This is a genomic window from Bacillus sp. NP247 (assembly GCF_018966865.1).
In the GTDB taxonomy this organism is placed as follows: Bacteria; Bacillota; Bacilli; order Bacillales; family Bacillaceae_G; genus Bacillus_A.
Genome location: NZ_CP076653.1, coordinates 1,868,599 through 1,895,522, shown reverse-complemented (window position 1 = coordinate 1,895,522; position 26,924 = coordinate 1,868,599). Strand labels below are relative to the sequence as shown.

The window sequence follows — 26,924 nt, the reverse complement described above, 5'->3', positions numbered from 1 at the left end:
CATTAGTAAATGAAAATATATCAGCGATTTTTAAAATATATTAACTTAACGACAGAAACCGACAATAAATAAAAGGAGGCCGTTCGAACATGAGCCTCCTTTCTGCTTAGTACAAAGATTTTGTCATATTATTCCGAATAATTTCGAGAGATTTCGCTACAGTTAATGTGTTTTTTTCTTCGATTTCTGGTTTTCTAGGGATAGGTTGATACATGTTGTCTGGATCTTCCCATGTGAGGGGAAGTTCTGTTTCTGCTTGTCCTTTCCAAGCGTCAATCCATTCTGGAGGGAGGTAACCTGAGATGTTTTGGATGTTGTTCATTTCGAGCCAAATAAGTGCCCAAGCTCTTGGTACGACGCGCCAGTGATCATAGCCACCACCGCCGACAGCAATCCAGCGACCTTCGCAATATTCATTAGCGATTTCACGAGCGAGCTTCGGTATTTCACGGTAAATGTTCATTGTTGCGCAAAGGTGTGTAAGTGGATCGTAATAATGTGCATCAGCACCATTTTGGGTTAAAATAATATCCGGTTTAAAGTATGCTGCCACTTCTTTTACAACTGTTCGATATGAATTTAAAAACGATTCGTCTTCTGTAAAAGCGTCGAGTGGAACGTTAAAAGAATAACTATATCCATTACCTTGTCCACGTTCATTTACTGCGCCAGTTCCAGGGAATAAATAACGTCCAGTTTCATGTAATGAAATGGTGCACACGTTAGGATCGTCGTAAAAAGACCATTGTACCCCGTCACCGTGATGAGCATCTGTATCAATATATAAAACACGTAAACCATATTTCTTCTGAATATATTTCATTGCGATAGAGCTATCGTTATAAATACAAAAGCCAGATGCTTTACCGCGAAAGCCATGATGTAAGCCGCCGCCTAAATTGAGGGCGTGCTTTACTTTCCCGGAAAGAACAGCATCTACAGCTGTTAACGTACCGCCAACGAGTAATGCACTTGCTTCGTGCATATTTGGAAACATCGGTGTATCTTCTGTTCCGAGTCCATATGTCATCGCAATTGATTTTTCTAACTTACCTTCTCCAGCACGTTTTACCGCATTTATGTATTCCTCTGTATGAACGTAGGCAATCTCTTCATCTGTAGCCATCCGTGGCGCGATGACTTGAGAGGGAGAGATAAAACCGCTCTTTTGTAATAAATCATACGTGAGTGTGACGCGCAGTTGGTTAAAAGGATGATCAGGGCTAAATGAATAGCCCCGAAAGTCATCCGAATAAATGAAGGCGCTACTCATGCTTGCATCCCCATTATGTTCGGCCATAATACGCGGTAGCCTTCTGCTTCAAGTGCATCAATCACTTTTAGCGGATTCATCGTTTGAATGCGGAAAACGAGTACTTTATCATTCTCATCTTTTGCTGGATAGACGAGAACGCTCACGATATTTATTTGTAAATCACTAAAAATAGCAACGACTTTTCCAAGAATACCAGGTTCATTTTCCACTTGAATTTCGATTTGCGAACTAGGCTGATGTGCTCCTGTTAATTTCACTAATGTGTGCAAGACCGTAGATTCAGAAATGATTCCAACTAACTTCCCGGCCTTTGTAACAGGAAGACAGCCAATTTTATTTTCAAAAAATAAAGTAGCAATTTCCTCAACGAAATCGAGAGGATGACAAGTCATCACAGGGTGTTTCATTATGAGTTCAAGCGGTTGCTTCAGCATATCGAGTGAAACTTGTTCATCTAAAATAGACGGACTTGCATCTCTTACATCCCGATCAGAAATAATGCCTACGACATGATTATTTTGATCGACAATTGGAATGTGCCGAATGCCTTTCGTACGTATCGTTCGGATTGCTGTTTCGATTGTATCGTTTGGATGTAGTGTTACTACATTTTGATTCATAATTTCTTCTACAATCATTCCAGTTGCCCCCTTTATTAATACATAAAACGATTGTGAAAACGTAGACGATCAAATGCTTGAATAGAATCCGTATCAACGCGTTTACCGATGCGGACCATTAAACAGTTAGCAGGGTGTGAACAAATTTCAGGATCATCTGTAGCCATCCATTGTAAACCACCAGCATTCATCATTTTTTCCATTACTTTTCGGTATTCCCAAACGTTTAAGCCTGTTTGTTTTAAATCCCAGTGCCAATAATATTCAGTCGTTAATATAATGTAATCTTCCATATGATCGTCCATCATTGAAACTTCTAATAAGTTTTTTCCGACAGAGCAACCACGAAAGGCTGGGACAACTTCAATCGCCCCGAGCTCAATTAAGTCTTCCATTTTTCCTTCTGACCATCGCTCGAGCGGATCAGGATACAAGTATGTAACATATCCAATGATCGTTTGGTCATGTCTAGCAATAATGAGACGAGCTTCTGGTAATTTAGAAATTTCGACAATTGCTTTATATTGCTGCTCGGCAGGACGAAACGCAATTAAGTCTGGATGAAATTCATACATTTCAAGATTATGTGTAGAGACAGGACCTTCAATAATTAAAGTGCCTTTCGCTGTTTTTAAATTTCTAGCATTATATATTTTTTTATGAATCAATGTATTGCTCACCACCTTGAGGGTTTGTGAATCTATTAATATCGTACTTTATAATATATGCGATGTGAATCGAATTTTGTCATTAAAAATTTGTCTAAAAATCAACAAATATACTGAAAATTTTAAATAATATCATTATAATAGATAATAGAATACATAGGAGGGGGATGTAAAGTATGAAAGTAGAAACGCTTCCTGTCATTAAAGGGGAAAATAATTTGCCGAATTATGAAGAGGCATACGCGAATTTTAACTGGGAAGAGGTTAATAAAAATTTTACTTGGAATGAAACAGGCCGAGTGAATATGGCGTATGAGGCAATTGATAAGCATGCGAAATCCGATCGAAAGAATAAAGTAGCCCTTTATTATCAAGATGGATCGCGAAAAGAGAAATATACGTTTAAGGAAATGAAGGATTTTTCTAATAAAGCAGGAAATGTCCTGAAAAACTATGGCGATGTTGAGAAAGGCGATCGCGTTTTTATTTTTATGCCACGTTCTCCAGAATTATATTTTGCACTTCTTGGTGCAGTGAAATTAGGAGCAATTGTTGGACCGCTATTTGAAGCATTTATGGAAGGTGCAGTTCGCGATCGTCTAGAAGATAGCGAAGCAAAGGTGTTAATTACAACGCCTGAATTGTTAGAGCGCATACCATTAAATGATTTACCTGCTTTAAAAACAGTCTTTCTTGTTGGAGACAATGTAGAAGAAGGTGGTAAAACTGTAGCGTTCAATCCTTTATTTGAACAAGCTTCAAAAGAATTACATATCGAATGGTTAGGCCGCGAAGATGGTTTAATTCTTCATTACACGTCTGGTTCTACTGGTAAGCCAAAAGGCGTCCTTCATGCGCAAAACGCAATGGTTCAGCACTATCAAACAGCGAAATGGGTATTAGATTTAAAAGAAGATGATGTATATTGGTGTACAGCTGACCCAGGCTGGGTAACTGGAACTGCTTACGGTATTTTTGCACCGTGGTTAGTCGGAGCATCAAATGTTATTTTAGGCGGGAGATTTAGTCCAGAAGCGTGGTACGAAGCGTTACAAGATTACGGTGTGACAGTTTGGTATAGCGCACCGACAGCTTTCCGTATGTTAATGGGAGCTGGACAAGATGCAATTAAAAAATACGATTTATCACAAGTACGCCACGTATTAAGCGTAGGTGAGCCATTAAATCCAGAAGTAATTCGCTGGGGTATGAATGCATTTGGTCTTCGTATTCATGATACGTGGTGGATGACAGAAACAGGTGGACAAGTTATTTGTAACTATCCTTGTATGGAAATCCGTCCAGGTTCAATGGGTAAACCAATTCCAGGTGTGAAAGCAGCGATTGTTGATAATGAAGGAAATGAAGTGCCTCCATACACAATGGGGAACTTAGCAATTGGTAAAGGTTGGCCAGCTATGATGCGTGGAATCTGGAATAACCAGCAAAAATATGAGTCTTACTTTATGCCAGGAGACTGGTACGTATCAGGTGATTCAGCTTATATGGATGAAGATGGATACTTCTGGTTCCAAGGACGTATTGACGATGTAATTATGACGTCAGGTGAGCGCGTTGGACCGTTTGAAGTAGAAAGTAAATTAATCGAGCATGCTGCTGTAGCAGAAGCTGGTGTAATTGGTATTCCTGATCCAGTACGCGGGGAAATCATTAAAGCATTTATCGCGCTTCGCGTGGGATACGAACCGTCTGATGAATTAAAAGAAGAAATTCGTCAATTTGTAAAGAAAGGCCTAGCAGCTCATGCAGCGCCAAGACAAATCGAATTTAGAGATAAATTACCGAAAACGAGAAGTGGTAAAATTATGCGCCGCGTATTAAAAGCGTGGGAATTAAACTTACCAACAGGCGATTTGTCGACGATGGAAGATTAAGAGAGAAAGGTCTGAACGAAATGACGTTCAGACCTTTCTTTTTTTATGGTATCATAAACTTATATATACGTGTTGGAAGGGGAGAAGGAAATGAAAACAGAAAAAGACAAGATGATACAAGGGTAACTAACTGTTACGATTTATTTAACCAATTATAACTAAAGTTAATTAAATATATCAGTAAGCCCTGCTAGTCAAGTGATTGGCTAGTAGTGAGGGTTAACTGCGGGCAATCCCTAAAGCTGATTGAACTACAACGTGGCTAGAAATAGTGAGCGTGAATGTTGCGAAAGCAGAAAAAATCAATCAGATCGTGCACGGTTAAATCCTAAACACTAGAATAATGGGTCTTCCGCATCGAATCGTCTAAGTCAAAATGGATAAGATGAACGTTCAACGACTATCTCGTATAACTGACGAGAGTACATCACAAGCCTATGGTGATGGAAAAATCCTCTATCTCTAAAGAGATAAACATATAGTCTGCGCTCATGTGAAAACATGAGAAGTTCATAAGAGAACTGGCTAAGGAATTGCGCCCTTAGTTGAACGAGATAAATTTTATTGAATCTATCAAACTTCATTGAATATGACGAACGTATGTGCTATGGTGGATTCAATGAGGTGAGAATAATAATGAAATTTTCACGAGTTAGTCAAGTATCGAAATTAACAGGTTTGTATCCTAGTAGTCTCAGGAGAATGCTGGTGGAACACGCTACTATTCAGAAGAATCAATCTTTCATTATCTGAAAGGTGAGTGCCCGAATAATCGCACAGTAAAGGAGTTAAATTCTGATGATATTGGCGAAGAAAGTCAGACTGATTCCAACGCCTGAACAAGAAAAAGTGCTTAGAAACCATGCTGGTGCTGCAAGATTTGCTTATAACTATTGTAAAAGAATGAGTGATAGATATTATAAGCTATTTGGAAAATCTGTTTCACAGTTAGCTTTACAGAAACGATTTACAAAGATCAAGAAGCGAAAGAGATATGAGTGGTTAAAAGACATCAATGCACAAGTTCCCAAACAGGCTTCAAAAGATTTTGACAAGGCGAGGAAAAATTCGTTCGAAAAGTACAAAAATGGTTATCGCACTTCTTATAAATCCAAAAAAGATTTAATCCAAGGATTTTATGCCAATTATGAAAGACTGATTATAGGAAAGAAAGTGGTTCATATTCAGTCCATTGGAGAAGTGAAAACAAGCCAACAACTACCAAGAAACAAAAAAACATCAAATCCAAGAGTTACCTTTGATGGTCGTCACTGGTGGATTTGTGTAGGGTTCGAAGAATCCTTTGAAGCACAAGAACTAACCAATGAGTCGATTGGTGTGGATGTTGGTTTAAAAGAGCTGTTTGTAGCTTCTAATGGTACGAAAGAACGAAATATAAACAAAGATGCCAAGGTTAAAAAACTTTTGAAAAGGAAAAAGTCAGCGCAAAGAGATATGTCTAGGAGATTTACAAAAGGTGTAAAAGTTCAATCCGCAGGATATGAAAAAGCAAAAAACGAACACCTTCGGTTGTCTAGGAAAATTACGAATATCCGAAATAACCATATCCATCAAGCAACAGCTAAATTGGTGAAAACCAAACCAATGAGGATTGTTGTGGAAGACTTATCTATCTCAAACCTGTTAAAAAACAAAAAACTATCGAAAGCATTTTCATTTCAAAAATTAAACTTCTTCTTTCAATGTTTATCATACAAGTGCGAGAAGTATGGCATTGAGTATGTAAAAGCTGATAAATGGTTCGCCTCAAGCAAGATTTGCTCATGTTGCGGAGTAAAATACGACCATTCAGTTCAACTAGAAGGACAGTGGAGTTTAAAAATACGTGAGTGGCGTTGTGTTTCATGCAATAGCCATCACGATAGGGATGTAAATGCTTCGATAAATTTATCAAGATGGGTAAAATAAATGCTTGATAATAGGAGGTAACGATACTGCCTCGTGTGGAGTGTTATACCCCTCGTCCCTTCGGGGTTGCGAGAACACTTTGAAGCACTAACTTGTATAAATTTGATTGAATTGTATAGATTTAGTTAAGTTTATCGTATCGGGAAATGTACATACCGGCTGATCCAGTTTTAGTTCAAGAGAGGGAGCAGGCTCGTATATTAACGAGAAAATTCAATGATACGCCAGAAGTACAATTAAAAGAGCGTAGCGAAATCATAAAAGAATTATTCGGAACGACTGGAGATAACATTCATCTTGAATCTTCTTTTAGATGCGATTATGGCTATAACATTCATGTCGGTGAAAATTTTTATGCGAACTTTGACTGCACCATTTTAGACGTATGCCCAGTTACAATCGGAGTAAACTGTATGTTAGCTCCAGGAGTTCATATTTATACGGCAACGCACCCGCTTGATCCAGTAGAACGCATAAGTGGATCTGAATACGGAAAACCCGTTACAATTGGCGATAACGTATGGGTTGGCGGAAGAGCGATTATTAATCCAGGCGTAACAATTGGAGACAATGCGGTTATCGCATCTGGCGCCGTTGTAACGAAAGATGTGCCGGATCATGTAGTAGTTGGCGGGAATCCTGCGAGAATCATAAAAAAAATAAAATAATATTTGAACGAAGTGCCTTCCTCGTCTGTATACATTTATGAAAGAATAGATGAGGGAGGCTTTTTATATGTCTAATAAATTGATGCTTACTTTTGCTTTAGTTGGAATTATAGTTGTATTTTCTGGTGGATTATTTTTGCCAATACCAATTGGATTTAAAGTTTCAATGATTACAGTTGGAGTCATAATGATTGTTATGTTTTCAATCATTATTCCGTTTGATAGAAAACATATAGTACGAAAAAAAGGATATAAAATTGATTTTACAAAAACAAAAGTGTATTTTCGCTGGAATGTATTTGATACGATTTCGGCTTGTCTTGCAGTGTATGCATGCATATGCGTGCAAGCATTAAATATTTTAGTGTTAAGTGGTCATACAATACAAAACTCATATGTTCAATTTTTTACGCTTCAATCACAAGCGTGGATTATTGTCGCAAGTGTATATTTAATTTCCCGCATTTCGTTAACGTTAAAAGGAATAAAGGAGATCAAAAATCATGGCGCAGATTGGGATTGAGGAAGACCTCATGCTTGCGTACCAAAAGGGAGATAAGCAGGCTGGGGAAAAACTATATGTTTTAATTAAACCAGCGCTATACACATTTTTATATCGATTTAACCGAGATGAACAATTAAGTAGCGACCTTGTGCAAGATACGTTTTTGACGTTAGAGCGCAAGAAACATATGTATGAAACCGAAAAAGGAAAAATAAAAACGTATTTATTTCAAATTGGTTATCGTCTTATGATAAATAAATTGAATAGAAGAAAGAAATGGCGTTCTCTTTTACCGTTTTTAGTGCCGATTCAGGAAAAGGAGTTTTCCCATGAAGACCGTCTTACAGTAAGAGAAGCAATTTTGAAAGTTCCTGAAGAGCAAAGAGCTGTTCTCATTCTTTCTTATTATCATGATATGCAGCAAAAAGAGATTGCAGATGTACTAGATATTCCTGTTGGAACAGTGAAGTCGAGACTCCATAATGGGATAAAGAAATTAAAGCAATTGCTGGAGGTGGACGAAATTGAGTGAAAATCCCTTTAAGAATGAATATAAATTACAGCAGCATTTAGATAGTGACCATGTAGAAATACCGGATTTTCCAAAAACGGTAAGTCGCTTCGATCGATTAATCGGATTTCTTGGTTCTCCAGCGAAAGATCCTGTGGAAGCGACGATTGGAAATGATTTATCTATTGTTTTTCATATTTCACTATTAGTCGGTGTTCCAATTCTTTCTCTTATTACGATACTCTTTGCGACGTTGTAAAGGATTGGCAAGGAGAGAAATCCGGCCCTTATTTGACACGCCTATATAAATGATGGTATAAAGAAAAGTATATGAATAATTGAGCGTGGAAAGGGAGAAGTAGTGATCATTTCCCTGTTTTAGAGAGCTGATGGCCGGTGAAAATCAGCACATAGATGATCGCGAATTACGCCCCTAGAGCATCTTTTTTCGATTGAATTGTATTCAAAAGGGAAAAGACGGTGCTAAGCCGTTATGTAAATAAGGTGGTAGGCTTTTTTTTGCCTGCAACTAGGGTGGTAACGCGATAATCAAAATCGTCCCTTATTTCAAGGGGCGATTTTTTTATGTTTTCAACCTTCACGCCAGTAATGAACTTAAAGGAGAGTATGTAGGATATGGGTATTTTACAAGATCTTGAATTTCGCGGTCTAATTAATCAGCAAACAGATGCTGAGGGATTAGAGCAATTATTAGAAAAAGAAAGCGTTAAATTATATTGTGGTTTTGATCCGACAGCAGATAGCTTACACATCGGTCATATGTTACCAGTATTAATGTTACGTCGTTTCCAATTAGCTGGTCACCAACCAATCGCACTTGTTGGCGGTGGTACTGGTATGATCGGTGATCCAAGTGGTAAAAAAGCAGAGCGTACATTAAATACGAAAGATACAGTTGCTTACTACACAGAAAGCATTAAAAACCAACTTTCAAACTTCTTAGAGTTTGAAAACGTGGAAAACCCAGCAACAATGGCTAATAACTATGATTGGCTTGGTAACTTAGATGTAATTTCATTCTTACGCGATATCGGTAAAAACTTCGGTTTAAACTATATGTTAGCAAAAGATACAGTAGCATCTCGTTTAGAAACTGGAATTTCATTTACTGAGTTCAGTTACATGATTTTACAATCATACGACTTCTTGAACTTATACCAACAACATAATTGTCGTCTTCAAATCGGTGGTAGTGACCAATGGGGTAACATTACAGCTGGTCTTGAATTAATCCGTAAATCAGAAGAAGATGCGAAAGCATTCGGTTTAACAATTCCGCTTGTTACAAAATCTGACGGTACGAAGTTTGGTAAAACAGAAGGCGGCGCAATTTGGTTAGACCCAGAGAAAACAACTCCTTATGAGTTCTACCAATTCTGGATCAATACAGATGACCGCGATGTAGTTAAATACTTAAAATACTTCACATTCTTATCTCATGAAGAAATTCTTGAGCTTGAGAAGCAAGTAACGGAAGCACCAGAAAAACGTGCAGCACAAAAAGCATTAGGATCTGAAATGACAAAACTTGTTCACGGCGAAGAAGCGTTAGAGCAAGCAATTAAAATTTCAGCTGCATTATTCAGTGGTTCTGTAGCAGAACTTACTGCAAGCGAAATCGAGCAAGGATTCAAAGACGTACCATCTGTAGAACGTACTGCAGAAGATACAGTATTAATCGACTTACTTGTAGAAAGCAAAATCTCTCCATCAAAACGTCAAGCACGTGAAGATGTAACAAACGGTGCAATCTACGTAAACGGTGAGCGTACACAAGCGTTAGACTACGTTGTAACAGAAAACGACCGCATCGAAGGTAAATTTACAATCATTCGCCGCGGTAAAAAGAAATATTTCTTAATTCGCTACTAATCAGAAACGAATGTAAAACAAATAGTACCCCGAATTGTAGGCTGAAAAGTCTATGATTCGGGGTTTTTTATGTATGAATTTAGATTGCCTCATGATTTCTTTTAAATAGAATATGAAGAATTAATATTAGCATATAAAGTAAGCTAATTAGCATAACGACAAATGCTACGGGATAAAATTTTGCCGCATATATAAAGAAATCAATTTGATAAATATCGTCATAATGTGAAACGGGCCCTTTAAAATAATTCGTAAACTTCGCGCTATATTTCCATTCATCAGGGCTATCTATTAAATTACTCCCTTGATACCAACTCATAAGCGCGGAAGTAATAAATAACATAAATGCACTACCTAACTGAACCATTTGGTTTATTGTCAAAATGAATCGCACCTCCATTTTCTGGTATTATATCGTAAGAATTTACTTTAATAAACCATTTCAGCAATAAAATACAGTTAGCAGTTCTGTAACTTTTTTGTTTTAATCTCCTTTTCGAGTTCATACGGAAATCACATGTAAGCGGTATGATAAACGTATAACAAATAGAAAGGAGTGGTAAAACAAAATGTCACTAGAAGCGCTCATTATTTTTTCTTTGCTAAATGCAGGTCAGCTTGCAGAGCATTCGAAGGTTGATGTACATAAAGAGCAGAAAGATGCTTATGTATATGTTCAAAAAGAGGAAAATAAATAATTTTATTTTAAATATAAATGTAAAAAGCCAATCCAGGGGATTGGCTTTTTCTATCGTTGTAAAATTTTCCGAATTCATAATATAACAGAAGTTCTGTATGAAAATAAGAAGGTTATTCTTTTTGTTTGAATTTGATTAAATAAAAAATATTTATTTTAGGTGAGGGTGTGGAGTATTGGAATTTTTATATTACTTGGGATATAAAAAATAATGGTGGGAATTGAAAAAAGCCAATCCAGAGGATTGGCTTTTTGTCATTAACGAGAGTAGAACTCTACGATTAATGCTTCGTTGATTTCAGCTGCTAACTCAGAACGCTCAGCGTGACGAGTGTAAGTAGCTTCTAACTTATCAGCATCGAAAGTTAAGTATTCTGGTACGAAGTTGTTAACTTCGATCGCTTCTTTAACAACAACAAGGCTGTTAGATTTTTCGCGAACGCTGATAGTTTGGTTAGGTTTTACACGGTAAGATGGGATGTCTACGCGAGCTCCATCAACCATGATGTGACCGTGGTTTACTAATTGGCGAGCTGCGCGACGAGTGCGAGCTAAGCCCATGCGGTAAACTAGGTTGTCAAGACGAGCTTCAAGAAGGATCATGAAGTTTTCGCCGTGCTTACCAGGCATTTTACCTGCTTGGTCAAATGTGCGACGGAATTGACGCTCAGTCATGCCGTACATGTGACGAAGTTTTTGTTTCTCTTGTAATTGTAAACCGTATTCTGAAAGTTTCTTACGTTGGTTAGGACCGTGAGGACCTGGTGCGTAAGGGCGTTTTTCTAATTCTTTTCCTGTGCCGCTTAGAGAGATTCCAAGACGACGAGACAGTTTCCATGCTGGACCTGTATAACGAGCCATAGTTGACTCCTCCTTTAAAAATGTTTTTATTTTCGTAAAATAAAAACAGACGTAATCGATATTTACGGGTATTTTGTTTTCATGTACCTTCGCTCCAGCAGCAGGGAGTTACGAGATACACCTCCGCAGAGGAACAAAATACAAACGATAAACTCACATTACAAGGCTGCCTTTTTATTTTACACAAACGCTATTATATCTTTTACCCAGAGTTTCGTCAAGTGACTCCCTTTTTGTTTTATGCATATAAATTTTGGAAATTAACAAGAAGGAATTTAAAACAATATAAAAGAAGAGATAGAAACATAAATAAAACGCTTACATAAAATGTAGTAAAAACGTTCATCAGTTTTTTACTGGTGAATATGCGGGATAAAAACATAAAGGGGATGTTTTTATGAAAAAGAAGCATATGGAGACAGCGTTAATTCATCACGGTTATACATCTGAGGAACATAAAGGAAGTTTAACACCACCTTTATTTCAAACCTCTACGTTTACATTTGAGACTGCGCAGCAAGGAGAGGCAAGTTTTGCAGGAGTGGATCCATCTTATATGTACTCAAGACTTGGAAATCCAACTGTAAAATTATTTGAAGAACGTATGGCGGTGTTAGAAGGAGGAGAAGAAGCGCTTGCCTTCGGATCTGGCATGGCGGCTATTTCAGCAACTTTAATTGGCTTTCTAAAGGCTGGAGATCATATTATTTGTTCAAATGGATTATATGGGTGTACGTACGGCTTTTTAGAAGTGTTAGAAGAGAAATTTATGATTACGCATTCGTTTTGTGATATGGAAACAGAGGCTGATATTGAAAATAAAATCCACCCAAATACAAAGCTTATTTTCGTTGAAACACCGATTAATCCAACAATGAAATTAATTGATTTAAAACAAGTTATTCGGGTTGCGAAGCGAAATGGCTTACTTGTAATTGTTGATAATACGTTTTGTTCACCTTATTTACAAAGACCACTTGAACTTGGCTGTGACGCTGTTGTTCATAGTGCGACAAAATATATTGGTGGTCACGGTGATGTTGTAGCCGGTGTAACGATTTGTAAAACGAAAGCGCTAGCTGAAAAAATCCGTCCGATGCGAAAAGATATCGGTGGTATTATGGCGCCGTTTGACGCGTGGTTATTGTTACGCGGATTAAAAACATTAGCGGTAAGAATGGATCGTCATTGTGATAATGCGGAAAAAATTGTATCGTTTCTGAAAAATCATGAAGCGGTAGAAGGTGTTTGGTATCCAGAGGGTGATATAGCATCTCGGCAAATGAAACGAGGCGGGGGCGTTATTTCTTTTTCGATTAAAGGTGGAAAAGAAGAAACGCAAGCTTTTATAAATGACCTTCATTTTATTACGATTGCGGTAAGTTTAGGTGATACAGAAACGTTAATCCAGCATCCGGCAACGATGACGCACGCTGCGATTCCGGCAGAACTAAGAAAAGAAATGGGTATTTTCGATAATTTAATACGCTTATCTGTCGGTTTAGAATCGTGGGAAGATATCGTTTTTGATTTAGAGCAAGCGTTAAAGAAAATATCTACTGTTAGTAATCAATAAAAAAGAGTGAGCTATCGGTTTCGTACGTGATGTACGCAATCGATAACTCACTCTTTTCTTTTTAAATATGTTTTAGGAGTGTTTCCACAAACTTTTCTAAATAGTACTGATCTACTTCATCGAAACGATTTTTTTCAGGGCTATCAATATCAAGTACACCAATGATATTTCCTTCTTTCATAATCGGTACAACGATTTCAGAATTAGAGGCACTATCGCAAGCGATATGTCCTGGAAATTGGTGAACATCTGCTACAAGTTGCGTTGTTTTCGTTTCAGCTGCTACGCCGCAAACGCCGCGTCCGAATGGAATGCGCACGCAGGCTGGCATTCCTTGGAATGGCCCAAGAACAAGCTGATTTCCTTCTGTTACATAAAAGCCAACCCAATTAACGCGATCTAAAAATTGGTTTAATAATGCGGACGCATTTGATAAATTTGCGACTACGTTTAATTCGCCAGTTAATAATGCATCCAGTTGTTTAATTACCGTCTCATACTGTTTTTCACGAGATCCTGCATAACTTTCTTTTGTAAACATGGAAACAACTCCCTTTTTATCGAGATGTGTAAAATATTAGCAAAATACGATGTATTTCACATGACTTTGTCGATAGAAAATTAAAGGAATTTGTCTTAAAAGTCAAGAAATTTAAACTATAGCTGTTCAGTGAGAGGAAGTGAGCGCATGAAGCAGACGAAACAAAAAGTAATTGATGCGGCAATATCGTTGTTTAATACGAAAGGGTATGATGGGACATCAGTGCGAGACATTGCAAAGCGAGCGGATGTGAATGTAGCGAATATTTCATACTATTTTGCTGGAAAGCAAGGCCTATTAGAGCAGCTTATTACTGATTTTTTAGAAGGATATATTCATGTGATTGAAACATCCTTTGAACAGAGAGAGTATTTGTCGGCTAAAGATGTGATGGTGCAAATGGTGCGTGGGATTTTACGATATCAATTTGATAATAGAGAACTGACACGTTTTTTTTATAGAGAGCTTTCGCTTGATACGACATTAATTCGTGAAGTGATGACCGTTTATTTTTCTAGAGAAAGATATTATATAGAGCAAATCATTAAACAAGGACAAATGAAGCAAGAATTTAAAAAGGTATCTTTTACAATGTTTATGACGCAATTAAAAGGCATGATAAATATGCCGTTTTTATATCCACAATATATATCAGAGGTGCTACACTCATTTCCGTCTGAGACGTTTTTCTTAGAAATGTATACGAAGGAAATTGAGCAATGGATGGAACGAACATTATATAAAGCGAGTATGTATTATGAACTGCCAAGAGCTGTTCATATGTGAAAAATCCCCACCTAACGAACTGAGGTGGGGATTTTTATATGTTGTTTTCTTTGCCATAAATTGTTGCATACTAGCGCAATAATTGTTAATGAGGCGCCGGCAATTTCTATGTTATCGACAGTATAACCTTGAAACATAGAACCGATAAGTGCAAGTACAGGAACTAAATTCATAAATAATATGCCATTAATAGATGAAATATATCGATTTCCCGTGTTCCAGCAAAATACAGCGATAACCCCCGCAACAATCGACATATAAAAGAGTTCAAAACGAACGCTCATAACTGTATGTAGTGACGGTACAGAAATTATATTTGCGATTGTTAATGCAGTAACGATTATAATGAGTGAAATAGAACCGAATAAACAAGTTAATGTTGTGTACCTAAGTGGTGACCAAGACTTGAAATTAGCACCGCCGTTCGTGTAAATTACCCAGCAAGTAACGCCGCATAACATAAATATATTCGTTGATACGTGACTGGCAGCTCCGAATAATAAGTCAATATTTCCTTTTGAAATGACAAGCATAACACCGAGTAATGCAACGAACATACAGAGAAATGTGTAGTACCCTGGACGGTGATTTTTTGTTATCCATTGTAATAATAGAGCAATAATTGGCATAAGAGACTGAATCATAGCCGCATGAATCGCTCCGGAAGGCCCAGCAAGTTGTTGTCCGTAAAAAATGAGAAATCCATACCCAGCGAAACCGAATGTTCCGTAAAAGAATAAAGAAAGTGTTCTTTTTTCTAAGTGGAGAGAATTTTTCCCTTCGATAATTAAGAGCAGAATAAGAAAAATAATAGCTGCTGATCCGTATCGGATAGTTGTGAAGAAGAACGGATCGATAAATTGTAAGGCATTTGCCATTACAGGAAACATAAATCCCCAAGCTGTTACAGCAAGTAAGCATAGAAGGGATCCGAGTAGCATTTGTTTTTTTTCCAAGAGTTTCATTCTCCTTTCTATTTCGTTATAGTAAGTTGATGAAATAAGTATAAAGAGTAATTCTTTGTAGAAGGAAATATCGATTTTTTATGGCAGTTATAACTTTTTGTTAGAGGTGTGTATGATGGATTTGGAGGCAGTACGATCGTTTATTGAAGTAAAGCATACGCGAAGTTTATCAAAGGCGAGTAAGCTTTTACATATTTCACAACCAGCGCTTAGTAAACAAATTCAAAGATTAGAAGCTGACTTAGAGGTTACTTTATTAAAACGTTCCGCTCAAGGGGTAGAATTAACAAAAGCTGGAGAGTTATTTATAAAAAGAATGTTACCGATTTTGGAGCAAATAAATGCAGTGAAAACGGAAATGAAGGAATATCAAGAGAAGCGGAAAATTTCAATAGGTATATTACCGAGTTTAGCGGCTCATTACATATCAAAGTGTAAAGATTTATTAGAGGGTACATATGAAATAGAATGGCAAATTGAGCATACGAAAGTATTAATGGAGTTATTTAAAGAGCGGAAAATTGAAGCTATGTTCATCGATTCAGTAGTAGAAGGCGCTACATATATAAAAGAAATGCGGGAAGAAAAAATTGTTTGTGCTGTTTCGAATGATCATCCGTATAGAGCGAAAAGGGTAATCCAAATGGAAGAGTTGCAAAATGAAAAGCTAATTGTATACCCAGAAATATGTGATGTAAGGAAAATGATCATGAATGTGTTTCAATGTATGGGCGTGAAACCAATAATTGCAGTTGAAACATCTTATGCAGAACCGATGATTGCAATGGTAGGAGCTGGACTTGGTATAACATTGCTTCCGGAAACCGCTGTACAGCAAGCCGTAATGCAAGGTAACCTGCGTGCGATTTCTGTAGAACCACCACTAATGCGAAAGATTTATTTCGTCTCTCATATGAAAGAGAGCTCTTTATCATGCATTAACTGCCCGTAAAAGCATTCACTTTATTGCATTCATTTGAGGATGGAGAATAGAATAGGTGGAATATTAAGAAATATTACATTTACATTTAAAGAAACATGAAATTTTAAAAAAAACTAGGTCAAAAACACGCCATTACATGGTATGATTAGAACATTGTTAGTTGTTAAATATAGGGGGATTCCCTTTTTATACATAATGCCTTCCAATTCATAAACGGAACGGACAAAAAAAGAGATATAACTAGGAGGCTTTTTTGCATGGATTCTATCCTGACGATCGTTATCATTGTAGTAAGCTCTATTCTAGTGCTGCTCATGATAGAGCTTGTGATAAGAAATCGTTCATATAAAGATATTGAAGCACTCGAGCAGTGGAAACAAGAGATAAAAGATAAACCTGTGGCAGATGAACTAAAGCGGGTAAAAGATTTAAATATGACAGGTCAAACAGAAGAACTGTTTGGTAAATGGCGTGAAGAGTGGGATGAAATTGTATCAACAACTCTCCCGAAAGCTGAAAAAGATTTAGGGCAAGCGCGAAAATTCGCCTCGCAATTCTCCTTCCGCAAAGCAAAGCATGCGATGAAAGAATCCATAGGTGGTTTAGATGACGCTGATAATCGTATTACAGACATTTTAAATGAATTACAGCAACTGTTAGAAAGCCATGAGAAAAATAGCTCGGAAATTGAAGGGTTACGTGATACATATCGTAGTATGAAAAAGAGCGTTCTTGCTCATCGACACATGTATGGAGCAGCTGAGCAAAAAATTGAAGAGATGTTAGATGTTGAATCCGAGAAGTTCAAAACTTTTGAAGAGGCAACAGATAATGGTGATTATTTAAAAGCGAGAGAAATTGTTATTAGTTTAGAAGAAGGTTTAGCAAGTTTAGAAATCGTTATTCATCAAATTCCAGATTTATTGGTAGAGTGTCAAGCGACATTACCAGTTCAGTTGGAAGATTTATTACAAGGCCATGATGATATGATAAGACAAGGCTATGTATTAGAGTATTTGGAAATTCCTAAAGAAGTCCGCGATATGACGACACAACTACAAACATGTTTAATGGATATACAGGAGCTGCATATAACGGAAGCAGCAGAAAAAGTAGAGAACTTAAAAACTCGTTTAGACAGTTTTTATGATCAACTTGAACAAGAAGTGCATGCGAAACATTATGTGGAGCAAAAAACACTGTCTGTTTATGAAGATTTAGAAGAAATTCGTACAGAAACAATTGAAACGAAAATAGAAACACAACTTGTGAAACAAAGTTATCAATTACAAGACAAAGACATTGAGTCACAAAAAGTAATTGAAAAGCAAATGCATATTTTAATGAAACGTTTTGAAGTGTTGCAAATACGCGTTGCTGAACAAGATATTGCATTCTCTATTATTCGTGAGGAACTAGAAGAGGTTTATGAGCAATGTGAAACTTTAAAAGTACTTCATGCAGAATATAAAGAAATGCTGCAAACGATGCGCAAAGAAGAATTTGAAGCACGCGAGAAGTTACAAGAAATGCGAAATACAATTTTTGAGACGAAACGTTTTATGCAAAAGTCGAACTTACCAGGTCTTCCAGAGAGTATTATGGAAGATTTACAAAAAGGGCAAATGGCGATGCAAGCTGTATATGAGCAATTAGAAGTAAAGCCGTTAAATATGAATACTGTAAATAGCAGTTTAGAAGAAGCATACACAACTGTTAATGGTGTATCTGAAATGACGGAAGAATTAATTGGACAAGCGTATTTAGTTGAAAAACTAATTCAATATGGTAACCGATACCGCAGTCATGATGAGAATCTTGCAGAAAGCTTAAATTATGCGGAGAAATTATTCCGTGAATATCAATACGATGCAGCTTTAGAACAAGCGGCTTCTATATTAGAGCAACTTGAACCTGGCGTTGTTCAAAAAATAGCTGAATATGTAGACAATGAGCAAACCCTTTAATAAAGGGTTTGTTTTTTTGTGTAATTTTGAAGTCGATGTTGCTATAATGAATAGCGGAATACAGTAAGGTTGTTCGTTTTAAAATATAACGGAACCTTTGAGTAGTTTTAGCGTAATTACACGTATTTATGATATGATTATACGATGTGACAGCGCTGAAAGGGGAAGAACGATGATCTATTTTGATAATAGTGCGACGACAAAGCCATATCCAGAAGCTCTTCAATCGTATGTAACGGTTGCAGGGAAATATTTTGGAAATCCTTCTTCTATTCATTCGCTTGGAGGAGAGGCAGAGCGTCTATTAACACAATCTAGAACGATTGCAGCACAGCTTCTTCACGTTAAACCTTCTGAAATTATTTTCACATCAGGTGGAACGGAAGGGAATAACCTTGCGATTAAAGGGATAGCAATGAGGAATCGTTCGCGCGGCAAACATATCATTACAACAAATATTGAACACGCGTCTGTGTTTGAGGCATATAAACAATTAGAAGATCTCGGCTTTGATGTGACATATTTACCGGTTAACGAGCACGGTGTTGTATCGGTAGAAGATGTAAAACGAGCGCTTCGTGAAGATACGATTCTTGTGTCAATTATTCACGTGAACAACGAGACTGGAGCGATTCAGCCCGTTGCTGAAATTGGAACATTATTAACGAACCATCCGAAAGTAAGATTCCACGTGGACCATGTACAAGGGATAGGAAAAGTACCACTTGATTTATACGCTTCTCATATTGACCTTTGTTCGATATCTGGACATAAATTTCATAGCGTAAAGGGGACAGGTCTTCTTTATATACGTGATGGTGTAAGATTAGATCCAATCTTATCAGGTGGTCAACAAGAGCTTAAGTATCGCTCTGGTACAGAGAACTTACCTGGCATTGTAGCGATGGTGAAAGCACTTCGCATGACAATGGAACAAGTGAAAGAAAAGATAGCTCATTTGCAAAGTTTACAAACAGAGCTTGTACGTTTCTTTAAAGAGATGGAAGATGTAACGATTAATACGTCGCTTGCATATGCAGCACCACACATTTTAAATGTGTCGTTTGTCGGTTTAAAACCGGAAGTGGTCGTTCATGCTCTAGAAGAGCATGGTGTATATGTATCGACGAAGTCTGCTTGTTCTTCAAAAGCAAATGAAGTGAGCCGAGTACTAGTTTCAATGGGAGTACCGCACGCCGCAGCTACAAGTGCGATTCGCATTAGTTTAGCACCGGACAACACGATGGAAGAAGTAAAACAATTTGAAGGTATTGTTAAAGCGACAATGCCAAAATTATATGAAGTGATGAGGTAAAGAAATATGATGACATATGAATATATTTTAGTTCGTTATGGAGAGATGACGACAAAAGGAAAGAACCGCTCTAAGTTTGTAAGTACGTTAAAAGATAATGTGAAATTCAAATTAAAAAAATTCCCAAACATTAAAATTGATGCAACACATGATCGTATGTACATTCAGTTAAATGGTGAAGACCATGAAGCAATTTCAGAAAGATTGAAAGATGTATTTGGTATTCATAAGTTTAACTTAGCAATGAAAGTACCATCAGAATTAGAAGATATTAAAAAAGGTGCATTAGCAGCTTTCTTACAAGTAAAAGGTGATGTAAAAACATTTAAAATTACAGTGCACCGTTCTGATAAGCGCTTCCCAATGAAGACGATGGAGTTACTTCCAGAAATCGGTGGGCACATTTTAGAAAATACAGAGGATATCACAGTAGATGTTCATAATCCAGATGTGAATGTACGTATAGAAATTCGCAGTGGTTACAGCTATATTATGTGTGGTGAGCACATGGGAGCTGGCGGTTTACCAGTTGGCGTTGGCGGAAAAGTAATGGTACTTCTTTCTGGTGGTATCGATAGCCCGGTAGCAACTTACTTAACGATGAAACGCGGCGTATCTGTAGAAGCAGTTCACTTCCATAGTCCACCTTTCACAAGTGAGCGCGCGAAACAAAAAGTAATCGATTTAGCACAAGAGTTAACGAAATACTGTAAACGTGTAACACTTCATCTTGTTCCATTTACTGAAGTGCAAAAAACGATTAATAAAGAAATTCCATCTAGCTATTCTATGACGGTTATGCGTCGTATGATGATGCGTATTACAGAGCGTATTGCAGAGGAGCGTAATGCACTTGCGATTACGACTGGTGAAAGTCTTGGACAAGTAGCGAGCCAAACGTTAGATAGTATGCATACGATTAACGAAGTGACAAACTATCCTGTTATTCGTCCGCTTATTACGATGGATAAATTAGAAATTATTAAAATTGCAAAAGAAATTGGAACGTATGATATTTCAATTCGTCCATATGAAGACTGCTGTACAGTATTTACACCAGCAAGTCCATCGACGAAACCGAAGCGTGAGAAAGCAAATCGTTTTGAAGCGAAGTACGATTTCGCGCCGTTAATCGAAGAGGCTGTAGCGAACAAAGAAACAATGGTATTACAAACAGTAGAAGTAGTGGCCGAAGAAGAAAAATTCGAAGAACTTTTCTAAACCCATAAATTACCACATTCAAATGTGTATGAAGTCATGTTGTTTATCACACTCTATACTCACAAGGAGGTGATACAACATGGCAAGCACAAATAAATTAGCAGTGTCTGGTGCTCAAGCAGCATTAGATCAAATGAAATACGAAATCGCTCAAGAGTTTGGTGTTCAACTTGGAGCTGATGCAACATCTCGCGCTAACGGATCTGTTGGTGGCGAAATTACTAAACGTCTAGTTTCACTAGCTGAGCAACAATTAGGCGGTTACCAAAAATAATCCCATATACGATGGCTTAGAAAGAGCGGGTTCTCCCGCTCTTTCTTTTTTTGTTTTTTTCGTCATTATTTGCTTGTGAATCGATATATTAAAAACATCGTCGCTATAAATTCATGCATCATTTCGACATAAATATAAAAAAATTGTCAAAAGAAGAGGGTTCAAAATTTACTGAAAATTCTTTATTATATAAGAGAGGCATAGAAATAAAGGAGGATGTTTATGAAGAGAGAGGAATTGTTGGCGCCGCCGTCTTATAACTTAGTTTCGGAAATAGAGAAATATACGAATGATAAAGAGAAGCTTGCTTTAATTTGGCAAGATGATAAAGGGAATAGACGAGAAGTTACATATTGTGAATTAATGCAAGGTGCGAATAAAATTGGAAACGCTTTTATAAAAAGTGGCTTACAAAAAGGGGACAAGCTCCTCATTATGATGCCACGCTTAATTGAAGCTTACATGACGTATATCGCTGCGATTAAAGCAGGATTTGTCGTAATTCCGAGTTCGGAAATGTTGCGCAAAAAAGATATCGAATATCGCATTGGGCACGGGGAAGTAAAAGCAATCGTAAGCTATGAGCCGTACATTGGACAGTTTGACGATATAGAAGCAATGGAATCTCTTCAAAAGTTCGTCCTGAGCGAGCAGTCAGTAGATGGATGGATTAATTTAAAAACAGCATTAGAAACAGAAAGTGACATGTTAGAAATGGCGAAGACAGATAAAGAAGATATGGTCTTTTTATCTTACACGTCAGGGACGACAGGAAACGCGAAAGGTGTTGTGCATACACATGCGTGGGCATACGCTCATTTACGTACGAGCGCTCCAAACTGGCTCGGAATTGAAGAGAATGATGTTGTATGGGCAACGGCTAGTCCAGGCTGGCAAAAGTGGATTTGGAGCCCGTTTTTAGCAACTCTCGGTTCAGGCGCGACAGGATTTGTATACCATGGTAAGTTTGAACCGAAAACATATTTAAATTTATTAGATGATAATAAGGTGAATGTGCTTTGTTGTACGCCGACTGAGTATAGATTAATGGCAAAGGTAGAAGATTTAACTGAGTACAATTTAGAAGCGTTACATAGCGCTGTATCCGCAGGTGAGCCGTTAAATAGAGAAGTCATTGAAACGTTCCAAAAGCATTTTGATATTACAGTAAGAGACGGCTATGGGCAAACGGAAAACACATTACTTGTTGGCGTAATGAAAGGGATGGATATTAGACCAGGGTCAATGGGAAAACCAACGCCAGGTAATCACGTTGATATCGTAAATGAAGAAGGTATTCCAGTGCAGGTAGGAGAAGTTGGTGATATTGCAGTTCACATTGAAACACCAGCACTCTTTAAACAATATTATAAAGACGATGAGCGTACAGCAATGCAATTCCGCGGTGATTATTATATTACCGGTGATAAAGCGAAAAAAGATGAAGACGGATATTTCTGGTTTGAAGGACGCGGAGATGATATTATTATTAGCTCTGGTTATACAATCGGTCCGTTTGAAGTAGAAGATGCACTTGTAAAACACCCATACGTAAGAGAATGTGCGGTTGTTGCAAGCCCTGATGAAATTCGCGGAAGTGTCGTGAAGGCATTTATCGTGTTAAGAGAGAATATAGAAAAGAACGAAGAAACATTGATTCCAGTACTTCAACAACACGTCAAAGAACTGACTGCACCATATAAATACCCTCGCAAAATTGAATTTGTAGATGAACTACCGAAAACGATTTCTGGAAAAATTCGCCGTATTGAACTTAGAAAACAAGAGATGGAGCTTCCTTCAAAATAATTTCGAAAATAGTGAAGTAAATAGTTGAATGAAATATAAAACGTATGATAATATAAAAACGAACACAAGTTCGATTTCGTAAAATAAAAAAAGAGGTGTCCGTATGATTTTAGGTATTAATCCGTACTTAGTTTTAGATGGTGGTGGGCAAGAGGCTGTACAACTTTATAAAGAGGCGTTAGATGCGAAAGTAGAAGTAATGCAAACTTTTGGTGACATGCCTGAAAATCCAGAATACCCGATTCCAGCTGAAGCGAAAGAGCGCGTTGCACATGCTACTTTAAAAGTTGGTAATACGGAACTTATGATTTCTGATACATTCCCAGGTAAAGGGCATGCAATCGGATCTCAAGTAACAATCGCAATTCAAATTAGTAACGCGGAAAAAGCGAAAGAAGTATTCGATAAGTTACAAGAAGGCGGAGAAGTTATTATGCCACTTCAAGAAACGTTCTGGAGCCCAGCATACGGACAATTGAAAGATAAATTTAATATTGAATGGCAAATTACAACGTCTACTACTGAACAAAATTAATTTTTAGAAAAGCACCATTTTTAATCGAAATGGTGCTTTTTTTATACGTTCTAATTTCGTAGACTAAAGGAAAAAGGGGATGAGTATATGGGAGAAATTTGGCATGGTGGAACCATTTATACAATGCGAGAAGAAAATGAAAAAGTGGAAGCTGTTTACGTTGAAAATGGCATAATTGTGGATATCGGGAATAAGGAAGAGTTAGAAAATCTATATTCTGCGGAGAAGTTGTATGACTTAGAGGGAAAAACAATGATTCCAGGTCTCGTTGATAGCCATATGCATCTTATTGGGCATGGAGAGAGATTGCTTCGTCTAGATTTATCAAATTGTACATCATATAGCGAAGTGCTTACCCTTGTTAAGAAGCGAGTAGAAGGAGCACCACAAGGAACATGGATTATCGGAGAAGGATGGAATGAAAATAATTTTACAGATACAAAACAAGTTCATGTACGTGATTTAGATGAGATTTCTAAAGAGCATCCGATTTTATTAAAGCGCGTTTGTCGTCACGTGACATGGGTGAATTCATACATATTGGGACAAACGAACATAACAGAAGCGACGCAAGATCCGAAGGGCGGGAAAATTGGTCGTGATGCGTCTAATAAGTTAACAGGACTTTTATATGAGCAAGGACAAGAGCTAATAAAACATGTACAGCCTGAAATAGATGAAGCGTATTTGCGAAGAGCTCTGCAAACAGCGATTTCAGACTGCTGGCAATACGGATTAGTTGGGGGGCATACGGAAGACTTAAATTATTATGGAGGCTTTCAAAAAACGTACAATGCGTTTTCACACGTTATAAAAGAAATGCCATTTAAAGCACATTTGCTCGTTCACCATGAAGTAGCGAATGAGCGAAAAGAATATGAAAATGAGCACTATATTGAATTTGGGGCGATGAAGATCTTTTCTGATGGCTCTTTTGGCGGAAGAACAGCTTTATTAAGTGAGCCGTATGAAGATGCGCAGGAAACGAATGGAGTTGCGATTTTTTCACGTGAAGAGCTTGCAGGATTAGTGAAGAAAGCACGTGATTTACATATGCCAGTTGCCATTCATACAATCGGTGACTTATCGCTTGAATATGTCATTGATGCACTTGAATTATATCCACCAGCAGAAGGATTACGTGACCGCATTATTCATTGTCAGCTCGCTCGTGAAGAGTTGATTGAAAGAATGAAAAACTTGCAAGCCATTATTGATATTCAACCCGTCTTTGTTTCATCGGATTTTCCGTCAGTTATTGAAAAACTAGGAAAGCATCGTCTTCGTTACGCGTACGCTTGGAAGACATTACTCGGCGCAGGGCTACATTGCAACGGTGGATCTGATGCTCCAATTGAACAAGTGAATCCGTTTTTAGGTATATATAGCGCTGTTACACGTAGAAGTTTTATTGATGGCGTATGCTATATGCCAGAAGAAAGATTAACGGTATATGAGGCTGTTTCTTTATTTACAACAGGAAGTGCCTATGCAATCGGAAAAGAAGCGAAGCGAGGACAAATCGCAAAAGGATATGAAGCGGACTTTACTATATTAGATCGCAATATTTTTGAAATAGAGGCAGAAGAAATAAAAGAAGTACAAGCAGCGATGACCGTAATTGATGGCCGGGTTGTCTATAAAAAAGTATGTGAAAATATATCAGCGATTATTGAAACATATCTACCGTGACTCGAAATATATCAGCGATTATTAAAAGATATCGACTTACCGACAAAAAATAACAAGAATAGTGGCTGGTAGCGAGAGAAATAAAAACCGCCGAATTATGGAATCCCATAATTCGGTGGTTATTTTCATGCTATAAAAATGTTCTCTGTACTTTTTCCCAGAAGGAATTGTTTTTTAATTTAACAGTTTTAATTTGTTTATCGCTTAAACGAACAACGGCTTTTTCCACTTGTTTAATGCTAAGTGCTTCGTTATCCATTCCGATAACAGGATAATCATTTCCGTCTGGTTTAAGTGTTAAAGTTAACGTACGCTCGTGATTTAAAAGGAATGGTGATCCGAGTGTACGGTATGTGTTGTTATTTAAAGATGCTAGTTCGCTTACTTGGAAACATGGGATAAGTGGATCGACAACTGCACCATGTAATGATTTATTGTAAGCAGTACTTCCTGTAGGTGTGGAGATAACTAATCCATCACCTCTAAATGTTTCAAAATGTAAATTGTCGACGTGTACATCTACGACAAATGTTTTAATGATACTAGAGCGTAATGTGAATTCATTTAAACAATGGAAAGATGTACCGTGATCTACATCTACTTTAATTGTTGGATATTTTCGCACTTCAATTTCGTTTTTGGTAATTTCTTGAAGGGCTGTATCAACGTGATCGATGTGGAAATCACAGTAGAAAGAAATTTCATCTTTCGTAGAAATACCTGCGTATAAGCAATCTTCTCTAAAGCCAGTTTTACGAACGGCTTGTAAGAAAGTCCCATCATCTCCAACGCTGACGATAGCGTTTGCATTTTTTGGATGATCTAATATGGTAAATCCATTCTCCTCTAAAATACGATATACTGGTTTCATTTTTTCAACGAGCGTTACTCTGTCATCACCATAAAAGAAAAATAAATTGCGACGATCTGCCATTATGTATCCCTCCACTGCAGTTAAATTTTCTAGTTTTAGTGCTGCATACCATCAATGTGTATTCTGAATGATATGCTCAAATAGTATATTTCGATATGAAATGTCAAAACCCCTTTTTATTTTTAGAAAAATTTTTATATTCAATTTTATCAAAGATTGTTTAATGTTGAATAAACTTGTCGATAATGGGTATGGAGTGAAAGGATGGTATGAATGAAATGGCTCGTAATTGGAATGATAATTCTTCTACTTTTTATTTTGCTAATACTATTATCGAAAATATCGCTTAAGGTGACGTTTTTATATTCAGAAATGGAAAAGCAATGTTTATTTCAAGTGAAAATATGGATGATTCGATATACGTTTGATGTATTGGAAAGAATTGAAAAACAGCAGAAAAAGACAGGACAGAAAATCGAAAAAGCTGAAGAGGACGGCGGAATAGATAATAAAATTATGGCACAACTTGATAGCATTGGAGAACTGATAAAAAAGCTTCAAGAAGTTCATACTATCGTTAAAGATTTTCTCAAACGAGTGAAAATCAATGGTTGGAAATGGCACTCGCAAATTGGAGTAGGCGACGCAGCTAGTACTGGGATTGTCACCGGATATGCATGGGGGACAAAAGGAATGGCTGCTGGAGTTGTAGGACAATATATGCATATTGTCGACGTACCAGAATTTGAAATTACACCTGTTTTTCAAGGGAAGGGATTTGCATCCAGATGTGAATTAACAGCTTCCTTTCATATATTTCGTACTGTGAAAACAGCGGTAAAACTACTCATGTTTATGAGAAAGCAAAAGTCTGGTATGACAGATAAATCTATTCAAGCATAG

General features: G+C 37.3%; 27 protein-coding genes and 1 other annotated feature. Of the genes, 19 read left to right on the top strand and 8 right to left on the bottom strand.

The features are described from left to right. Window positions 1-106 precede the first annotated feature (106 nt). Genes acuC through acuA form a run of 3 tightly spaced genes read right to left on the bottom strand, consistent with a single transcriptional unit; the run spans window position 107 to window position 2,564 of the window. Window positions 107-1,273 carry an acetoin utilization protein AcuC gene (gene acuC, locus KPL75_RS09960; RefSeq protein WP_219921091.1) on the bottom strand — a complete coding sequence of 389 codons (1,167 nt, stop codon included), beginning with the start codon at window positions 1,271-1,273 and terminating at the stop codon, window positions 107-109. Continuing rightward, window positions 1,270-1,914 (bottom strand): acetoin utilization AcuB family protein, encoded by a 645-nt coding sequence (locus tag KPL75_RS09955; RefSeq protein WP_219920540.1) that lies wholly within the window; start codon window positions 1,912-1,914, stop codon window positions 1,270-1,272. Before KPL75_RS09955 ends, acuC begins: the two co-directional genes overlap by 4 nt. Window positions 1,915-1,931: 17 nt before the next feature. After that, entirely contained in the window at window positions 1,932-2,564 is a 633-nt protein-coding gene (gene acuA / locus KPL75_RS09950) for an acetoin utilization protein acetyltransferase AcuA (protein WP_219920539.1), read from the bottom strand. 176 nt (window positions 2,565-2,740) lie between these two features. Between acuA and acsA the strand changes: the two genes are divergently transcribed. From acsA to tyrS, 7 genes are all read left to right on the top strand, one after another. Continuing rightward, window positions 2,741-4,459, top strand: a complete 1,719-nt coding sequence (gene acsA, locus KPL75_RS09945; protein ID WP_219920538.1) for an acetate--CoA ligase — start codon at window positions 2,741-2,743, stop codon at window positions 4,457-4,459. Window positions 4,460-5,257: 798 nt separating this feature from the next. Continuing rightward, entirely contained in the window at window positions 5,258-6,388 is a 1,131-nt protein-coding gene (locus KPL75_RS09940; protein ID WP_219920537.1) for an RNA-guided endonuclease InsQ/TnpB family protein, read from the top strand. A gap of 146 nt (window positions 6,389-6,534) precedes the next feature. Further along, window positions 6,535-7,056, top strand: a complete 522-nt coding sequence (locus tag KPL75_RS09935; protein ID WP_219920536.1) for a sugar O-acetyltransferase — start codon at window positions 6,535-6,537, stop codon at window positions 7,054-7,056. A 67-nt stretch (window positions 7,057-7,123) separates the two neighbouring features. Next, window positions 7,124-7,579, top strand: coding sequence for a hypothetical protein (locus KPL75_RS09930; protein ID WP_219920535.1), 456 nt, complete (start codon window positions 7,124-7,126; stop codon window positions 7,577-7,579). Then, window positions 7,560-8,093: an RNA polymerase sigma factor gene (locus KPL75_RS09925; protein WP_219920534.1), complete on the top strand. Its 534-nt coding sequence runs from the start codon at window positions 7,560-7,562 to the stop codon at window positions 8,091-8,093. The genes KPL75_RS09930 and KPL75_RS09925 overlap by 20 nt, the downstream gene beginning before the upstream one ends. Continuing rightward, on the top strand, window positions 8,086-8,331 hold the full coding sequence (locus tag KPL75_RS09920) for a hypothetical protein (RefSeq protein ID WP_219920533.1): 246 nt from the start codon (window positions 8,086-8,088) through the stop codon (window positions 8,329-8,331). Before KPL75_RS09925 ends, KPL75_RS09920 begins: the two co-directional genes overlap by 8 nt. A 77-nt stretch (window positions 8,332-8,408) precedes the next feature. After that, window positions 8,409-8,638: a binding site (T-box leader), on the top strand. Between the two features lie 70 nt (window positions 8,639-8,708). Beyond that, window positions 8,709-9,965: a tyrosine--tRNA ligase gene (gene tyrS, locus KPL75_RS09915; RefSeq protein ID WP_219920532.1), complete on the top strand. Its 1,257-nt coding sequence runs from the start codon at window positions 8,709-8,711 to the stop codon at window positions 9,963-9,965. 79 nt (window positions 9,966-10,044) lie between these two features. Here tyrS and KPL75_RS09910 read toward each other — a convergent pair whose 3' ends face one another. Further along, a complete protein-coding gene (locus KPL75_RS09910; protein ID WP_219920531.1) occupies window positions 10,045-10,347 on the bottom strand; it encodes a YjdJ family protein in 303 nt (100 codons plus the stop codon). 187 nt (window positions 10,348-10,534) lie between these two features. On the opposite strand from KPL75_RS09910, the gene KPL75_RS09905 reads away from it, so the two are divergent. Further along, on the top strand, window positions 10,535-10,663 hold the full coding sequence (locus tag KPL75_RS09905; protein ID WP_000050938.1) for a hypothetical protein: 129 nt from the start codon (window positions 10,535-10,537) through the stop codon (window positions 10,661-10,663). Window positions 10,664-10,920: 257 nt separating this feature from the next. On the opposite strand, the gene rpsD is transcribed toward KPL75_RS09905, so the two are convergent. Then, window positions 10,921-11,523, bottom strand: coding sequence for a 30S ribosomal protein S4 (rpsD, locus tag KPL75_RS09900; protein WP_097833087.1), 603 nt, complete (start codon window positions 11,521-11,523; stop codon window positions 10,921-10,923). A gap of 397 nt (window positions 11,524-11,920) precedes the next feature. Between rpsD and megL the strand changes: the two genes are divergently transcribed. Beyond that, on the top strand, window positions 11,921-13,099 hold the full coding sequence (megL, locus tag KPL75_RS09895) for a methionine gamma-lyase (protein ID WP_219920530.1): 1,179 nt from the start codon (window positions 11,921-11,923) through the stop codon (window positions 13,097-13,099). Window positions 13,100-13,160: 61 nt separating this feature from the next. Here megL and KPL75_RS09890 read toward each other — a convergent pair whose 3' ends face one another. Continuing rightward, window positions 13,161-13,640 (bottom strand): GAF domain-containing protein, encoded by a 480-nt coding sequence (locus tag KPL75_RS09890; protein WP_219920529.1) that lies wholly within the window; start codon window positions 13,638-13,640, stop codon window positions 13,161-13,163. Between the two features lie 147 nt (window positions 13,641-13,787). Between KPL75_RS09890 and refZ the strand changes: the two genes are divergently transcribed. Continuing rightward, the gene (refZ, locus tag KPL75_RS09885) at window positions 13,788-14,426 is read left to right on the top strand and encodes a forespore capture DNA-binding protein RefZ (protein ID WP_219920528.1); all 639 of its coding nucleotides are present in this window, start codon (window positions 13,788-13,790) and stop codon (window positions 14,424-14,426) included. A gap of 11 nt (window positions 14,427-14,437) precedes the next feature. On the opposite strand, the gene KPL75_RS09880 is transcribed toward refZ, so the two are convergent. Then, a complete protein-coding gene (locus tag KPL75_RS09880) occupies window positions 14,438-15,382 on the bottom strand; it encodes a DMT family transporter (protein WP_219920527.1) in 945 nt (314 codons plus the stop codon). A gap of 121 nt (window positions 15,383-15,503) precedes the next feature. Here KPL75_RS09880 and KPL75_RS09875 point away from each other — a divergent pair, with 121 nt between their 5' ends. From KPL75_RS09875 to KPL75_RS09840, 8 genes are all read left to right on the top strand, one after another. Then, a complete protein-coding gene (locus tag KPL75_RS09875) occupies window positions 15,504-16,343 on the top strand; it encodes a LysR family transcriptional regulator (protein ID WP_219920526.1) in 840 nt (279 codons plus the stop codon). Window positions 16,344-16,591: 248 nt separating this feature from the next. Then, complete coding sequence (gene ezrA, locus KPL75_RS09870; protein ID WP_219920525.1) at window positions 16,592-18,301, top strand: septation ring formation regulator EzrA; 1,710 nt, start codon at window positions 16,592-16,594, stop codon at window positions 18,299-18,301. 172 nt (window positions 18,302-18,473) lie between these two features. After that, complete coding sequence (locus KPL75_RS09865; RefSeq protein WP_219920524.1) at window positions 18,474-19,616, top strand: cysteine desulfurase family protein; 1,143 nt, start codon at window positions 18,474-18,476, stop codon at window positions 19,614-19,616. A 6-nt stretch (window positions 19,617-19,622) separates the two neighbouring features. Continuing rightward, window positions 19,623-20,837: a tRNA uracil 4-sulfurtransferase ThiI gene (gene thiI / locus KPL75_RS09860; RefSeq protein ID WP_002067574.1), complete on the top strand. Its 1,215-nt coding sequence runs from the start codon at window positions 19,623-19,625 to the stop codon at window positions 20,835-20,837. 79 nt (window positions 20,838-20,916) lie between these two features. After that, complete coding sequence (locus KPL75_RS09855) at window positions 20,917-21,111, top strand: alpha/beta-type small acid-soluble spore protein (RefSeq protein ID WP_000168891.1); 195 nt, start codon at window positions 20,917-20,919, stop codon at window positions 21,109-21,111. A gap of 222 nt (window positions 21,112-21,333) precedes the next feature. Next, window positions 21,334-22,920 (top strand): acyl-CoA synthetase MbcS, encoded by a 1,587-nt coding sequence (gene mbcS, locus KPL75_RS09850; RefSeq protein ID WP_219920523.1) that lies wholly within the window; start codon window positions 21,334-21,336, stop codon window positions 22,918-22,920. Window positions 22,921-23,023: 103 nt separating this feature from the next. Next, on the top strand, window positions 23,024-23,455 hold the full coding sequence (locus KPL75_RS09845; protein ID WP_219920522.1) for a VOC family protein: 432 nt from the start codon (window positions 23,024-23,026) through the stop codon (window positions 23,453-23,455). 87 nt (window positions 23,456-23,542) lie between these two features. Continuing rightward, a complete protein-coding gene (locus tag KPL75_RS09840) occupies window positions 23,543-25,147 on the top strand; it encodes an amidohydrolase (protein ID WP_219920521.1) in 1,605 nt (534 codons plus the stop codon). 130 nt (window positions 25,148-25,277) lie between these two features. On the opposite strand, the gene KPL75_RS09835 is transcribed toward KPL75_RS09840, so the two are convergent. Then, a complete protein-coding gene (locus tag KPL75_RS09835) occupies window positions 25,278-26,081 on the bottom strand; it encodes an NAD kinase (RefSeq protein WP_219920520.1) in 804 nt (267 codons plus the stop codon). A 213-nt stretch (window positions 26,082-26,294) separates the two neighbouring features. On the opposite strand from KPL75_RS09835, the gene KPL75_RS09830 reads away from it, so the two are divergent. Then, on the top strand, window positions 26,295-26,924 hold the full coding sequence (locus KPL75_RS09830) for a DUF2953 domain-containing protein (RefSeq protein ID WP_219920519.1): 630 nt from the start codon (window positions 26,295-26,297) through the stop codon (window positions 26,922-26,924).